The organism is Paraburkholderia sp. BGA-UO-ETr-F12 (genome assembly GCF_059567945.1).
On sequence record NZ_JCAQOZ010000061.1, the window covers coordinates 148,593 to 161,521 of the forward strand.

The following is a 12,929-nucleotide window of genomic DNA, read 5'->3' on the forward strand; positions in this document are numbered from 1 at the left end:
AATGGCTTCGTTTCCCCTTTTGCGGGGGAAAGGGCTGATTATACCGTTCGCGGACGGGTGCGCCGCGCGGCGTGGTGCCCGGCTTCGGCTGGATTGCGCCTGCGCGGGCGCAGTGTTGCCGGGACCGTTATGGCTTCGCGCCAGGCGGCGGCGGGTCCGTCACGAAACCGATCCGCTCGAGCCCGGCCTGTTGCGCCGCCCCCATCACCTGCGCGATCACCTCGTAGCGCGTGGAGCGCTCGGCGCGCAGCTGGATTTCCGGCTGGTCGGCCTGCCCCGCTTTACCCGCCTCAACGAAGCGTGCGCGCATCTGCTGCAGCGTAATGACGGTGCCGTTCCAGTACAGCTTGCCGGCGGCATCGATTGAAAGAGAAATGGTTTGCGGCGTTTGCCGCGCGGGCGCCGCAGCGACTTTGGGCAAGTCGAGCCGGATCGCGTGCGTGAATAAAGGCGCGGTAATGATGAAAATCACCAGCAGCACCAGCATCACGTCGATTAACGGCGTCATGTTGATCTCCGCCATCGGCGCGGCCGCCTGCTTTTTCTCGAGTCCGCCGAATGCCATGTCGCCTCCTTCCGTCTTCCGCTCTCAGCGCTGCGCCTCGGGAGTCCGGGCCTGAGCTTGTTGCGCCTGAGGCTGGGGCCGGGGTTGATCCGCCGGCGCGCACACATAGGCATGCAGATCGTGAGCGAAGCCGTCGAGTTCTTCCGACAACTGCCGCACCATCCGCCCCAGCACGTTGTAGGCAAGCACCGCCGGAATCGCGACCACGAGGCCGAAAGCCGTCATGATCAGCGCCTCGCCGACCGGTCCGGCGACGTTCTCGATCTGCGCCTGCCCACTCGCCGCAATGCTGCCGAGTGCGTGATAGATGCCCCAAACCGTGCCGAGCAGGCCGACGAAGGGCGCCGTGCTGCCCACCGAAGCCAGCAGCACCTGGCCGAACTCGAGCCGCCGCTGCGACATATTGAGCGCCTGACGCAGCGCCCGCAGCACCCGCTCGCCGCGTTCGACGCGGGCGAGCAGCGCACCGGGAATGTCCACTTCGGCTGCATGCAACGCAGCCTCGGCAAGCGGCGTGAAAACGCGCTCGCGGTCGACGCGCCTCAGTGCCGCAACGCCTTCCGCCAATGTCGGGGCCTGCCAGAACTGGGCAATGGCCGGCGTGGCCTGGCGTTTCGCGCGTGTGAGGATCCAGCTTTTGACGATCAGAAAGCACCAGCTCGCAATCGACATAGCCAGCAGCACATACGCGACGCCATGCGTGATCGCGTCGCTGGTTTCCAGGTAATGGAGGATGCCGCTGCTGCCTGTCATCTGATCTCGCCGATGGAAAGTGATTACAGGGGTGCTGCAAAAGAGCAATCGGGGCCGTAACCGGCCCCGTGGCCCCATGACACGCTCAGCGCAGGCCGAGCACGTCCTGCATGTCGAAGAAGCCGGTCTTGTGGCCTTCGAGGAAACGTACAGCACGAAGCGCGCCTTGCGCATACGACAGGCGGCTCGCCGATTTGTGCGTGATCTCGATGCGCTCGCCGATCCCGGCAAACAGCACCGTATGGTCGCCGACGATGTCGCCGCCACGAATCGCCGAAAAGCCGATCGTGGACGGATCGCGTTCGCCGGTCACGCCTTCGCGGCTATAGACCGCGCAGTCGTCGAGATTGCGGCCGAGCGCATGAGCGATCACTTCGCCCATGGTCAGCGCCGTGCCGGACGGTGCGTCGACCTTGTGGCGGTGATGCGCCTCGATGATTTCGATGTCGTAGCCAGTCGCGAAATGCTTCGCGGCGTACTCGAGCAGCTTGAGTGTGACGTTGACGCCCACGCTCATATTCGACGAAAACATGATCGCGATCTTGTCCGCCGCGTCGCGCAGTTGCGCTTTCTGCTCGTTGTCGAAACCGGTGGTGCCGATCACCATCTTGACGTTGTGGCGCTGCGCGGCTTCCAGATGCATCAGCGTGCCTTCGGGACGCGTGAAGTCGATCAGGTAGTCGGATTCGGCGAACACGCGCTCGACATCGTCCGTCAGCAGCACGCCGGTCTGTTTGCCGAGAAATGCGCCGGCGTCCTGACCGAGTTGCGGCGAATCCGCACGGTCGAGCGCGCCGGACAGCGTTGCGCCGGAATCGTTGAGGACGGTTTCGATGAGCATCCGGCCCATACGGCCCGATGCGCCAGCAATGGCAATTTTCATGGCTACGAGGGTTCGAAAGGGGTAAACCCGGCAAATTCCGACAATTGCGGGCAAAAGCGGCGGCGCACAGCACGCCCTGGCGCCGCACTGACTGAGACTGAAACAGCAGAATGCCTGAAAGCCGCCACGCACGGCGTGTTGCCCATACGTGACGCCTGCACAACGTTCTCGCCGTGTCTTATTAAGACACGGACAGCGCGATTAGTTGCCTGTTCCCGAAGACGCGGGAGATGCGGGCGAAGCAGTCAGCGGTGCGTTCAACGTCGGGCCGCCGCTGCCGCTTTGCGAGCCAGTTGGTCCCACCGGATTGTCCTGCGCGCCCTGAACCTGCGGCGGCGGCGGACGGTGGAACTGGAACTGCGGCTGCCCGGCAGCCGTTGGGCCTTGCGACGGAATACCGCCACCGTTGGCGGTCGGCACCGCCGAGCGCACCGACGGCTGCGCATTCGACGGCGTCTGCACCGCGTTGGTCAGCCGATTGGCGGCCTGCGCGGCTTCGGCGTTGGCGTCCGTTGACGGCAGGGCCGCAGCGGCCGCGGCGCCGTCGACGGAAGGCGAACGCGTGGTGTCCACGGTCGCCGCAGCAGCGACCGGCGCGCTGGCGCCCGTGGCCGCGCTTGCCACGTTCGGCGCGGCAGCCTTCTTCTTGCCGAGCTTGTCGCCGTCGATTTCAGCCAGCAACTCGAGGTTGGAAGGCAGATCGTCGCCACCCGTCCAGCTGGCGACGCGGTCACCCGAGAACAGAATCACGAAGTCACGCTGTTGAACGACGTTAGTCGAGCCGCGTTTGAAATAGAACACGTAGTCCCAGCGGTCCGCGTGGAACATGTCGGTCAGGAGCGGCGTGCCGAGCAGTTGCTTCACCTGGGCGCGCGACATGCCGACCTGCATCTGTGCAGCTGCTTCCTTCGAGACGAAATTGCCTTGCACGACCGTAATACGGTACGGCGTAATACTCTGGGCAACGCGCTGCGTCAGGCTGTCGTAGGTGGAACATCCGGCAAGAACCGCGACAGTCGCAACAGCGATCAAGGTACCCCGCATGCGGCTCCCCCGGTAGATCAATTGAGATTTTGAAATCATTTCACTCACCGTGCGGGCCCGCTGACGAGCCGCGCGAGTTTCATTCCATCGAAGATGACCAGAACGGCAAAAACACATTACTATGAGAGCCCAGCATTGTACTCTAGGGATCCCTTGTCATGACCAATCCAACCGATCTCAAGAATATCGGGCTCAAGGCGACCCTTCCGCGCCTCAAAATCCTTGAGATTTTCCAGCATAGCCCGGTACGCCACCTGACCGCAGAAGACGTCTACCGCAACCTTCTGCACGAAGAACTCGATATCGGGCTTGCCACCGTGTATCGCGTGCTGACGCAGTTCGAGCAGGCCGGCCTGCTCTCGCGCAGCAATTTCGAATCCGGCAAGGCGGTGTTCGAATTGAACGAAGGGTCGCATCACGACCACCTCGTCTGCCTCGATTGCGGGCTCGTCGAAGAATTTTTCGACTCCGAGATCGAGAGCCGCCAGCAGTCCATCGCAAAGGAACGCGGCTTCAAGCTGCAGGAGCATGCGCTGGCGCTGTACGGCGCGTGCACCAAGGAAAATTGCCCGCATCGCAAGCACTGAAGCTGGATTAGTGCGATGTCGGCCGCGTCGGGGTGCGCGGCACGGTGGGCAATGAAAGAAAAAACCCGGCCGATGAAAATCAGCCGGGTTTTTTGCGTGTGCGGCACCGAGGCCGCGCGAGGACGGTCGTGCCTTGAGGCATCCCTACATGGCCGGCATGGCCGACGAGTTGCGCCACCCGCCCGATCCCCCGTTTCAGGCCACCAACTCAGCGCTCGCTTCAAACAACAGCCGCCACGGCTCGGCCAACGGCAATTCGTCGCAGTTGGGCTGCTCGCCGCCACGATCCACCACCACAAAATCGCTCACCTGATCGAGTGCGAGCAGCGGGTGATGCCAAACGCCTTTGGCATAGTTCACGCCCTGCCAGCCGTCGCTCCAGAACGCCCGCATGCGCGCCGGATCCTGCTCGCCGGCCGGCGCGACGACCACCAGATAGCGGCAAGCCGTTAAGGGAATGAAAGCCTGACTGCCCAGCGGATGCCGTTCCATCATGGCGATTTCGATCGGCAACTCGCGAGGCTGCGCGCGAAACAGATTGATCAGCGGCCGACCGCCATTGTCCGTTACGTCGACATTCGCGAGGTCGTGATAGCGCTCGGTCGTGCCGCCGTTGATCGGGAAATGGCGTGCGCCGTTCAGTTCGATGACGTCACCGAACAGCGCGAAAGCCGCGCGCGTCAGCCGTTCAACATGCAAGGTCTTCATCGGCGTGACTCCGTTACGCGATCTCGCCCCACAAGCGCAAGCGCGACACGCCGCCGTCGGGGAAGATATTGAAACGCACATGCGTCACCGGTCCAAGGGATGCGATGCCGTCCGCGAATGTATGCACGTGGTCCATCTGCAACTTCTGTTCGCCGATCAGCACCGGCCAGAACATCGCCTGCGTGATCAGTGAGTCGTCGGTGCCGCCCGTCACGGAGGCCGCCTGCAGCGAGCAGCGATCGGGGTAGTTACCCTTGAAGTGCGCCGTGTCCACTTCGATCTTGCGAATCACGCCCGGCCGCGCAAGCGCGACAATCGCCCAGTCGTTGCCCGGCTCCCGACGGCGACGCGTTTCCCAGCCGTCGCCCATATTGACGCCGCGGCCCGGCATCAGCATCTGCGAGGCCGGCCCGAAATGCTGATTGTTCGCGGCAACCATATACGCGCCGTTTTCGATGGCGGCGAGGTCCAGCAACGTGCCGCGTTCGACGCGCTCCCAGTCGCGCTTTGGCTGGCCATACACACGCAGACGAGCGAGACCGCCGTCCGGATACAGATTCACGCGCAGATGCGTAAAAGCGCGGGCGTCGTTCACGTCGACGTAATGGTGGGTGTTGCCTTGCAGCGTGGTGGCAGGCACGAGCGATTGCCAGTCGGCGTTGTCGGGCGGGACTTCGCCGTCCACATAGCACGCGTCGATTGACGCGGCCGGCGGGAAATTGCCGGTGAAGTGGCTCGTGTCCAGGTCGACACCGTGCACGACGCCCGGGCGCGCGAGCCGGATCACGCAATAGTCGTGGCCGGTGGTGCGCTTGCGGCGGGTTTCCCAGCCGTCCATCCATTTGCCGTGATCGTCGTACTTGCCGGGAATGAATACGGCCGGCTGCGGCTCGAGCATGCGTTCTTTCGGCGCGAAGAATTCGTCGCTCGCGTAGAGCGCCTTCGCGCCCAGCCGGGGGTCGGCGAGGTTCATGTAGCGACGGGTGAAAGCAGGAGCGTTGGGGTCGAGGATCGGATTAGCCATAGTCTCAGTCAGGCGACGAAAAGTAAGGGGAGCCGGCGGAGTCAGAGCATCCGCCGGATGCAGAACGCGCGCTGCGTCGGCGCGCTGTGGAATAACTGTCAAGCTGGCCGCTGTGTGACGGGGTTAAGCCGCGTCAGACTGCCGGCACATGGTCGCCGGCCGCGTGCTCGGCGCCGGCATCGTCGCCAGCGGGCACGTAGCGCAGTGCTTCGTCGCGATTCAGTACACGATGGGCGCGCGCCCGGTCGATGTCGTTTTCCCACACGGCGACCACCACGGTTGCCACGCAATTGCCGATCAGATTGGTCAGCGCGCGGGCAATGCCGACAAACCAGTCGACCGGCAGAATCAGCACAAGGCCAAGCACGGGAATCGCCGGAATCGCGGACAGCGTCGCAGCCAGAATCACGATGGCCGAACCGGGAATGCCGTGCGCGCCCTTCGACGTCACCAGCGACACCAGCACCACCACAATCAGATCGTGCAGCGACAGCGGCGTATTGGTCGCCTGTGCGATGAAAATCACCGCAAGGGTCAGATAGATGGAGAAGCCATCGAGATTGAAGGAGTAGCCGGTCGGAATGACCAGACCGACGGTCGAATCCTTGACGCCCATCCATTCGAGCTTGCGCATGATCTGCGGCAGCACGGCGTCTGAAGAAGCCGTGCCGAGCACGATGGAAAGCTCTTCGCGCAGATAGCGGATCAGCTTGAAGATGCTGAAACCTGCCAGGCGCATTACGACGCCCAGCACGACCACCACGAACACAATGCAGCTCGCGTAGAACACCACCACGAGCATGCCGAGTTGCTTGAGCGACTCGACCCCGTACGTGCCGGTCGTGAACGCGATCGCACCGAGCACGCCGAGCGGCGCGAGCTTGATGATGAACCCCATCACGCGGAAGAACACCTGCGAAAGCTCGTCGATCAGGCTGCTCACGCGTTGCGCCTTGTTGCCGAGCAGCGACAGCGCCGAGCCGAACAACACGGAGAAAACGAGAATTTGCAGGATGTCGCCGGTTGCGAACGCATTGATCGCCGTGTCGGGGATGATCTTCAGCAGAAAGCCGGCTGTGTCCTTCAGGCTCTTCGCGTTCTCGGTGTAGGTCGCGAGCGATGCGGGGTCGAGCGAGTGCAGGTTGATGTTCATGCCGACGCCGGGCCGCGTTGCATAGGCCAGCGCCGCGCCGATCACGAGCGCAATCGTCGTCATGACCTCGAAATAGACCACCGCCTTCAGGCCGACGCGGCCGACTTTGCGCAGATCGCCGGCATGCGCCATGCCGCTCACCACCACGCAGAACACGATCGGACCGATCACCATCTTGATCAGCTTGAGAAAGCCGTCGCCGAGCGGGCGCAGCGATTGGGCGAAATGCGGAAATACGGCGCCGATCACAATGCCCGCCACTAACGCTATGACGACCCGGCCAAACAGCGAATTGAAGAACTTCAACACGGCTTCCTCCTGTTGGGAATCACATCTGTTCAGACTGGTCCGACCAGTGCTGTTATGGCGAATAGTAGGAAGCCGATATACTGGCGTCAAGAAATCATTAAATAGCGTTTACCCGCTGTTTTTTAATCGTTTTGGGGCGGGATTACGCATCTTTAACGACTCATCATACGAGCGCTCAGAACACGCATACAATGCTGGTCAGACCGCGCACCCAAAGTGAGCCAGGATGAAAAATGTTCCGCATACCGTCACCGATGCCGCCATCGCGATCATCCGCGAACGGATCGAAGCGGGCGTCTATCCCGTGGGCAGTTTGTTGCCAGCGCAGCGCCAACTCTCCGAAGAGCTCGCGATCAGCCGCGCATCGTTGCGCGAGGCGCTCTCCACGCTCGAAGCGCTCGGTCTTCTGACGATTCGCCCCGGTAAGGGCGTCTATGTGGACAGCGCACAGGCGACGACCACCCAGGCATGGCGGTTCGCGGAACAGTCTTCGTTGCCGGATACGTACCAGATGCGTTTCGCACTTGAGGGCTTTATTGCCCGCATGGCAGCGCTGGCGATCAGCGATTCCGACCTCGCCTGGTTCGAAGACAACATCGCCGCCATGCAAACAGCGCTCGCCTGCGACGAACTCGACGAAGCCGCCCGCCTCGACTACGACTTTCACATGCGCATCGTGAGCATTGCCGGCAACGCGGCAATCGAATCGATACTGAGTAGTGCCGCGGAAATCATGAAGGAAAGCCAGCGGATGCCGTTTTATCGGCGTGAGTTGGTGCTGTCCACGTACACCGAGCATCGAGTGATTCTCGACGCGCTCAAGGCGCGCGATTCCGCCGCAGCAGGCAAGGCCATCGAAACCCATATCTCGAACGCCGCGCAGCGCGCCGGCGTCTATTTCCCGACGCCGCAGGCGTAAAAAAAGCCGCTCCGAGGAGCGGCTTTGATCTTTCTGCCCTGCCGGCCGCGCAGGCCGCGGGGCATGCAAAGCAAACAGCTTACTTCGCGTTGGCGAGCGCCACGGCCGTGTCCAGCATGCGGTTCGAGAAGCCCCACTCGTTGTCGTACCAGCTCGACACCTTCACCAGACGGCCCGACACCTTGGTCAGCGTGGCGTCGAAGGTCGACGAAGCCGGGTTGTGGTTGAAGTCGATCGACACCAGCGGTGCCTCGTTGTAACCGAGGATGCCCTTGAGCGAACCTTCCGACGCTTCCTTCATGATCGCGTTGACTTCTTCAACCGTCGTATCGCGCGCGGCGATGAACGACAGGTCGACCACCGACACGTTGATCGTCGGAACGCGAATCGCGTAGCCGTCCAGCTTGCCGTTCAGTTCCGGCAGCACCAGGCCGACAGCCGATGCAGCGCCGGTCTTGGTCGGGATCTGGCTGTGCGTGGCCGAGCGCGCGCGGCGCAGGTCTTCGTGGTACACGTCGGTCAGAACCTGGTCGTTCGTGTACGCGTGGATCGTGGTCATCAGACCGTTCACCAGGCCGATCTTGTCGTTCAGCGGCTTGACGAGCGGCGCGAGGCAGTTGGTCGTGCACGATGCGTTCGAGATCACAGTGTCCGATGCCTTCAGGACGTTGTGGTTCACGCCGTAGACGATCGTTGCATCGACGTCTTTACCGCCCGGCGCCGAGATGATGACCTTCTTTGCGCCGCCCTTGATGTGCGCGCTGGCCTTTTCCTTGGTTGTGAAAAAGCCCGTGCATTCCATCACGACGTCGACGTTCAGCTCGCCCCACGGCAGTTCTGCCGGGTTGCGGTTAGCCAGCACGCGAATCTTGTCGCCGTTCACGACCAGGTAGTCGCCGTCCACCGAGACTTCGCCCGGGAACTTGCCGTGTGCCGTGTCGTATTGCGTCAGGTGAGCGTTGGTCTTGGCATCGCCAAGATCGTTGATGGCGACGATTTCGATATCGTGCTTCTTGCCGTTTTCATAGAAGGCGCGCAGCGTGTTGCGGCCGATCCGGCCGTAGCCGTTGATTGCGACGCGAATCGTCATGGTCTATCTCCTGATGGCTGAAAAAAAATCGTCCAGGTTGGCCTGATTTGCCGGGATTACCGCGCGTGGGATGCGCGCGGCAGCCTCGAAGGCAGATCAGCCGAGTGCGGCTTTTGCCGTCTCTACGACGTGCTCGACGGTGAAGCCGAAATGCTTGAACAGCACGCCAGCCGGGGCCGATTCGCCGAACGTGTCGATGCCGACCACGCCGCCTTCCAGACCCACGTACTTGCGCCAGAAATCCGTGACACCCGCTTCGATCGCGACGCGACGCACGCCGTGCGGCAACACGCGTTCGCGATATTCGGCGTCCTGCTTGTCGAACACCGTGGTCGACGGCATCGACACGACACGTGCCGCGATGCCTTCGCGAGCCAGCGGCTCGACAGCGTTCAACGCCAGTTCGACTTCCGAACCGGTGGCGATCAGGATGATCTTGCGCGCGACGATTTCGTCGTTCCAGTCGCGCAGCACGTAACCGCCCTTCTCGATATTGGCGATCTGCGCATCGGTACGCTCCGAGAACGGCAGGTTCTGACGGCTGAAGATCAGGCACGACGGGCCATGATGCTCGACCGCGTGAGTCCAGGCCACCGCCGTTTCGACCGTATCAGCCGGACGCCACACTTGTAGGTTCGGAATCAGACGCAGGCTTGCGACATGTTCGATCGACTGGTGGGTCGGACCGTCTTCGCCCAGACCGATCGAATCGTGCGTGAACACGAAAATCGACGGCGCCTTCATCAAAGCGGCAACACGCAGCGCGTTGCGACTGTAGTCCGAGAACGTCAGGAACGTGCCGCCGAAGGCCTTGAAGCCACCATGCAGCGCGATGCCGTTGATCGCGGCGCTCATGCCGAACTCGCGCACGCCGTAGTTCACGTAGTTGCCGGCGGCCTTGCCTTCGGCGTTCACGCGCACCGGCTTGGCAGCCTTCCAGTTGGTCAGGTTCGAACCGGTCAGGTCGGCGGAGCCGCCGAGCAGTTCCGGCAGCACGGCCGACAGGCCTTCGATAGCCTGTTGCGATGCCTTGCGCGTCGCGACGGTTTCCTTGCGTTCGTTAGCGCCGGCGATGATGGCCTGCGCCTTTTCCTTCCAGTCGGCGGGCAACTGCTTCGCGTCGCGGCGCTTGAATTCAGCGGCTTCCTGCGGGTATTTGGCTGCGTACGCGGCAAACGCCTTGTCCCACTCGGATTCGTGGCGCGCGCCGGCTTCGGTCGCATCCCACGCTGCGTAGACTTCCTGCGGGATTACGAACGGCTCCCACTTCCAGCCGATCGCTTCACGGGTGGCCGCGATTTCCTTGTCGCCGAGCGGCGAGCCGTGCGAATCATGGCTGCCGGACTTGGTCGGCGCGCCTTCACCGATCACGGTCTTGCAGCAGATCAGCGTGGGCTTGTCCGACAGCTTGGCTTGCTTGATTGCGGCGTCGACCGCATCGACATCGTGGCCGACCACGTTCGGGATCACGTTCCAGCCGTAAGCTTCGAAGCGCTTCGGCGTGTCGTCGTGGAACCAGTGGACCACTTCGCCGTCGATCGAGATGCCGTTGTCGTCGTAGAACGCGATCAGCTTGTTCAGCTTCAGCACGCCCGCGAGCGAGCAGGCTTCGTGCGAGATGCCTTCCATCAGGCAGCCATCGCCCACGAACACGTACGTGTGGTGGTCGACGATCTTCGCGTCGGGCTTGTTGAATTCGGTGGCGAGTAGCGATTCGGCGAGCGCCATGCCGACTGCGTTCGCGAGACCCTGGCCGAGCGGGCCGGTGGTCGTTTCGACGCCCGGCGTGATGCCGTATTCCGGGTGGCCCGGCGTCTTCGAGTGCATCTGGCGGAAGTTCTTCAGCTCTTCCATCGGCAAGTCATAGCCGGTCAGGTGCAGGAGCGAGTACAGCAGCATCGAGCCGTGGCCGTTCGACAGAATGAAACGGTCGCGATCGGCCCACTGCGGGTTCTTCGGGTTGTGGCGCAAATGACGCGACCACAAGGCCACGCCGATTTCGGCCATGCCCATCGGCATGCCGGGGTGGCCGGAATTCGCTTTTTGAACGGCATCCATGGACAACGCGCGGATTGCGTTAGCCATCAGGGAGGTGGGTGCGGGAGACGGGGTCGTCATGTCGAGTCCGGAGACAGAGTCAGAAAGCGGTGCGCGCTTGAGGCCCGGATGCTCGAATGCCAGTCCACTTCGGCGCACGGTGCGGCGCCAGGAGACGCGAAACGGGCAGAGCAAACGGACAAGGCTGAAAGCGTGACATTCTAACAGAACGTTGGGCGCCCTCCCGCGCGCAGGCCCCCCTCGCTGCAGGTCCCTGGCTGGTTGCGCGTTGGCTCCTGGGCTGACTGCGCGCTGGGTCCGGAATGTGCCCGCCCCCCGGTTTCGGGCCGGCGCCGCGTGCGGACGGGCCACGCCGCGTTTGCGCCTTTACAATTGAGCGAGACCAACCCACCGCGCTCCGAACGGAGCCCGCCATCCGTGAACGCTCCCCTGCTGTTCCGCCCGACCGCCGACGCCGTCTACGGATTTCCGAACGCTCGACGGCTTGCGTGCGTCGATTCGCTCTATCAGCGTATCGAGGTATGGGACACGCCACAGCTCGGCCGGCTATTTACGCTCGACGGGCGCCCGATGACCTCGACCGGTGACGAGTTCATCTACCATGAGTGCATGGTGCATCCAGCCGCGCTGGCGCATCCTGCGCCGAAAGCGGCGCTGGTGCTGGGTGGCGGCGACGGCGGCGCTGCGCGGCAATTACTGAAACACACCGGCATCGCGCGAATCGTGGTGGCGGAGCTCGATGCCGAAGTCGTGCGCCTGACCCGCGAGTATCTCGCCGACGTGCACGATGGCGCTTTCGACGATCCACGTGTCGAACTGGTGATCGGCGATGCCGCGCATTATGTCGCAGGGATCGATGCAAAGGCCGCGGCGCGGTTCGATCTGGTTGTCTTCGACCTGACACCGCCGGATTCACCTGCGGCGGACCTGTACACACCCGACTTTTACCGGCAACTCAAGCATGTCATGAGTCCGGCCTCAGTTCTCACGCTGCATCTCGGCTCGCCGTACTTCCATGCCGAACGCGTCGCCCGTCTGCTCGGCGATCTGCGCAACACCTTCGCCGTCGTGCGCACGATGCATACCTTCATCCCGCTCTACGGCTCACTCTGGATGATGGCTAGCGCCAGCGATACGCTCGACCCTGCAGCTCTCACCGCCGAAACACTGACCCAGCGCCTCGCCGCGCGCCAAATCGATTCGCTAAAACACTACGATGCCGCTCTGCATGCCGGACTGTTCTCGGCTTCCCGCTCCGTGCGCGATAAACTAAGTCAATTCTTAAAGCCATCAAGCTAACGCGTGGGCAAAATGCACGGTTCGGTCGGCGCGCGCTATCGGTATATCGATACGCGAGCGCTCACCTGGCCTCGCAACATGCATCCCGCAACCCCAATAGATCCGGAGAACTCCATGACCGCCTCCCGCCCAGCCGGTGTGCCCTGGTTGACCCCCTATCTGACGGTGCGCGACGCACGTGCCGCGACCGCGTTCTTCGAAGCGGCATTCGGCTTCGAGATACGCGATAGCGTTCAGGACGACGGCGTCGTCATGCATGTCGAGATGACCTATCAAGGCCAGCTGATCGTGATGTTCGCGCCGGAAGGCGCGTTCGGCTCGGCGGCGAAAACCCCCAAGAGCGCGGGCGCGATTGCGCCGCAATCGTTTTATGTCTATGTCGACGACGTCGACGCGGTTTACACGCGGGCGCTGGCCGCCGGCGCAAAATCGCTGAGCGAGCCACAGGATCAGTTCTGGGGCGACCGGTTTGCCCAGGTCGAAGATCTGGACGGCTACCGTTGGGCGCTCGCTCGCCACCTTTCCTGAACTAATGAG

Annotated in this window: 13 protein-coding genes; 4 read left to right on the top strand and 9 right to left on the bottom strand. The window is 62.8% G+C overall.

Annotated elements, in window-relative coordinates; genetic code table 11:
* Positions 1 to 127: 127 nt before the first annotated feature.
* The 4 genes from AC57B6_RS29845 to AC57B6_RS29860 form a co-directional block, all read right to left on the bottom strand.
* On the bottom strand, positions 128 to 565 hold the full coding sequence (locus AC57B6_RS29845; RefSeq protein ID WP_046567744.1) for an ExbD/TolR family protein: 438 nt from the start codon (positions 563 to 565) through the stop codon (positions 128 to 130).
* Between the two features lie 24 nt (positions 566 to 589).
* Positions 590 to 1,318, bottom strand: a complete 729-nt coding sequence (locus AC57B6_RS29850) for a MotA/TolQ/ExbB proton channel family protein (protein ID WP_183796323.1) — start codon at positions 1,316 to 1,318, stop codon at positions 590 to 592.
* A gap of 85 nt (positions 1,319 to 1,403) precedes the next feature.
* The gene (gene dapB, locus AC57B6_RS29855) at positions 1,404 to 2,201 is read right to left on the bottom strand and encodes a 4-hydroxy-tetrahydrodipicolinate reductase (protein WP_106354165.1); all 798 of its coding nucleotides are present in this window, start codon (positions 2,199 to 2,201) and stop codon (positions 1,404 to 1,406) included.
* A 201-nt stretch (positions 2,202 to 2,402) separates the two neighbouring features.
* Positions 2,403 to 3,245, bottom strand: a complete 843-nt coding sequence (locus AC57B6_RS29860; RefSeq protein WP_046567741.1) for an outer membrane protein assembly factor BamE — start codon at positions 3,243 to 3,245, stop codon at positions 2,403 to 2,405.
* A gap of 158 nt (positions 3,246 to 3,403) precedes the next feature.
* Here AC57B6_RS29860 and fur point away from each other — a divergent pair, with 158 nt between their 5' ends.
* Positions 3,404 to 3,832 (top strand): ferric iron uptake transcriptional regulator, encoded by a 429-nt coding sequence (fur, locus tag AC57B6_RS29865; protein WP_012434340.1) that lies wholly within the window; start codon positions 3,404 to 3,406, stop codon positions 3,830 to 3,832.
* Positions 3,833 to 4,027: 195 nt separating this feature from the next.
* Here the strand turns inward: fur and AC57B6_RS29870 are convergent, their stop codons facing one another.
* The 3 genes from AC57B6_RS29870 to AC57B6_RS29880 all read right to left on the bottom strand — a co-directional run bounded on the left by AC57B6_RS29870 (position 4,028) and on the right by AC57B6_RS29880 (position 7,026).
* Positions 4,028 to 4,540 (bottom strand): ureidoglycolate lyase, encoded by a 513-nt coding sequence (locus tag AC57B6_RS29870; protein ID WP_106354163.1) that lies wholly within the window; start codon positions 4,538 to 4,540, stop codon positions 4,028 to 4,030.
* A 13-nt stretch (positions 4,541 to 4,553) separates the two neighbouring features.
* Positions 4,554 to 5,564 carry an allantoicase gene (gene alc, locus AC57B6_RS29875; protein ID WP_046567737.1) on the bottom strand — a complete coding sequence of 337 codons (1,011 nt, stop codon included), beginning with the start codon at positions 5,562 to 5,564 and terminating at the stop codon, positions 4,554 to 4,556.
* A 133-nt stretch (positions 5,565 to 5,697) separates the two neighbouring features.
* Positions 5,698 to 7,026 (bottom strand): C4-dicarboxylate transporter DctA, encoded by a 1,329-nt coding sequence (locus tag AC57B6_RS29880; protein WP_030100954.1) that lies wholly within the window; start codon positions 7,024 to 7,026, stop codon positions 5,698 to 5,700.
* Positions 7,027 to 7,252: 226 nt separating this feature from the next.
* On the opposite strand from AC57B6_RS29880, the gene AC57B6_RS29885 reads away from it, so the two are divergent.
* Positions 7,253 to 7,945 carry a FadR/GntR family transcriptional regulator gene (locus AC57B6_RS29885; RefSeq protein WP_028196420.1) on the top strand — a complete coding sequence of 231 codons (693 nt, stop codon included), beginning with the start codon at positions 7,253 to 7,255 and terminating at the stop codon, positions 7,943 to 7,945.
* 79 nt (positions 7,946 to 8,024) lie between these two features.
* Here AC57B6_RS29885 and gap read toward each other — a convergent pair whose 3' ends face one another.
* Together gap and tkt are read right to left on the bottom strand one after the other, a co-directional pair.
* Positions 8,025 to 9,035: a type I glyceraldehyde-3-phosphate dehydrogenase gene (gene gap, locus AC57B6_RS29890; protein ID WP_106285226.1), complete on the bottom strand. Its 1,011-nt coding sequence runs from the start codon at positions 9,033 to 9,035 to the stop codon at positions 8,025 to 8,027.
* A 96-nt stretch (positions 9,036 to 9,131) separates the two neighbouring features.
* The gene (gene tkt / locus AC57B6_RS29895; protein WP_028196422.1) at positions 9,132 to 11,153 is read right to left on the bottom strand and encodes a transketolase; all 2,022 of its coding nucleotides are present in this window, start codon (positions 11,151 to 11,153) and stop codon (positions 9,132 to 9,134) included.
* Positions 11,154 to 11,510: 357 nt separating this feature from the next.
* On the opposite strand from tkt, the gene speE reads away from it, so the two are divergent.
* A complete protein-coding gene (gene speE, locus AC57B6_RS29900) occupies positions 11,511 to 12,392 on the top strand; it encodes a polyamine aminopropyltransferase (RefSeq protein WP_496422700.1) in 882 nt (293 codons plus the stop codon).
* A gap of 114 nt (positions 12,393 to 12,506) precedes the next feature.
* Positions 12,507 to 12,920, top strand: coding sequence for a VOC family protein (locus AC57B6_RS29905; protein WP_028196424.1), 414 nt, complete (start codon positions 12,507 to 12,509; stop codon positions 12,918 to 12,920).
* The last annotated feature ends 9 nt before the right edge of the window (positions 12,921 to 12,929 follow it).

What these genes read in the sequence shown, in the direction of transcription:
- AC57B6_RS29845 (WP_046567744.1), bottom strand. Translation starts at nt 565, where the DNA reads ATGGCATTCGGCGGACTCGAGAAAAAGCAGGCGGCCGCGCCGATGGCG.
- AC57B6_RS29850 (WP_183796323.1), bottom strand. Translation starts at nt 1,318, where the DNA reads ATGACAGGCAGCAGCGGCATCCTCCATTACCTGGAAACCAGCGACGCG.
- dapB (WP_106354165.1), bottom strand. Translation starts at nt 2,201, where the DNA reads ATGAAAATTGCCATTGCTGGCGCATCGGGCCGTATGGGCCGGATGCTC.
- AC57B6_RS29860 (WP_046567741.1), bottom strand. Translation starts at nt 3,245, where the DNA reads ATGCGGGGTACCTTGATCGCTGTTGCGACTGTCGCGGTTCTTGCCGGA.
- fur (WP_012434340.1), top strand. Translation starts at nt 3,404, where the DNA reads ATGACCAATCCAACCGATCTCAAGAATATCGGGCTCAAGGCGACCCTT.
- AC57B6_RS29870 (WP_106354163.1), bottom strand. Translation starts at nt 4,540, where the DNA reads ATGAAGACCTTGCATGTTGAACGGCTGACGCGCGCGGCTTTCGCGCTG.
- alc (WP_046567737.1), bottom strand. Translation starts at nt 5,564, where the DNA reads ATGGCTAATCCGATCCTCGACCCCAACGCTCCTGCTTTCACCCGTCGC.
- AC57B6_RS29885 (WP_028196420.1), top strand. Translation starts at nt 7,253, where the DNA reads ATGAAAAATGTTCCGCATACCGTCACCGATGCCGCCATCGCGATCATC.
- gap (WP_106285226.1), bottom strand. Translation starts at nt 9,035, where the DNA reads ATGACGATTCGCGTCGCAATCAACGGCTACGGCCGGATCGGCCGCAAC.
- tkt (WP_028196422.1), bottom strand. Translation starts at nt 11,153, where the DNA reads ATGACGACCCCGTCTCCCGCACCCACCTCCCTGATGGCTAACGCAATC.
- AC57B6_RS29905 (WP_028196424.1), top strand. Translation starts at nt 12,507, where the DNA reads ATGACCGCCTCCCGCCCAGCCGGTGTGCCCTGGTTGACCCCCTATCTG.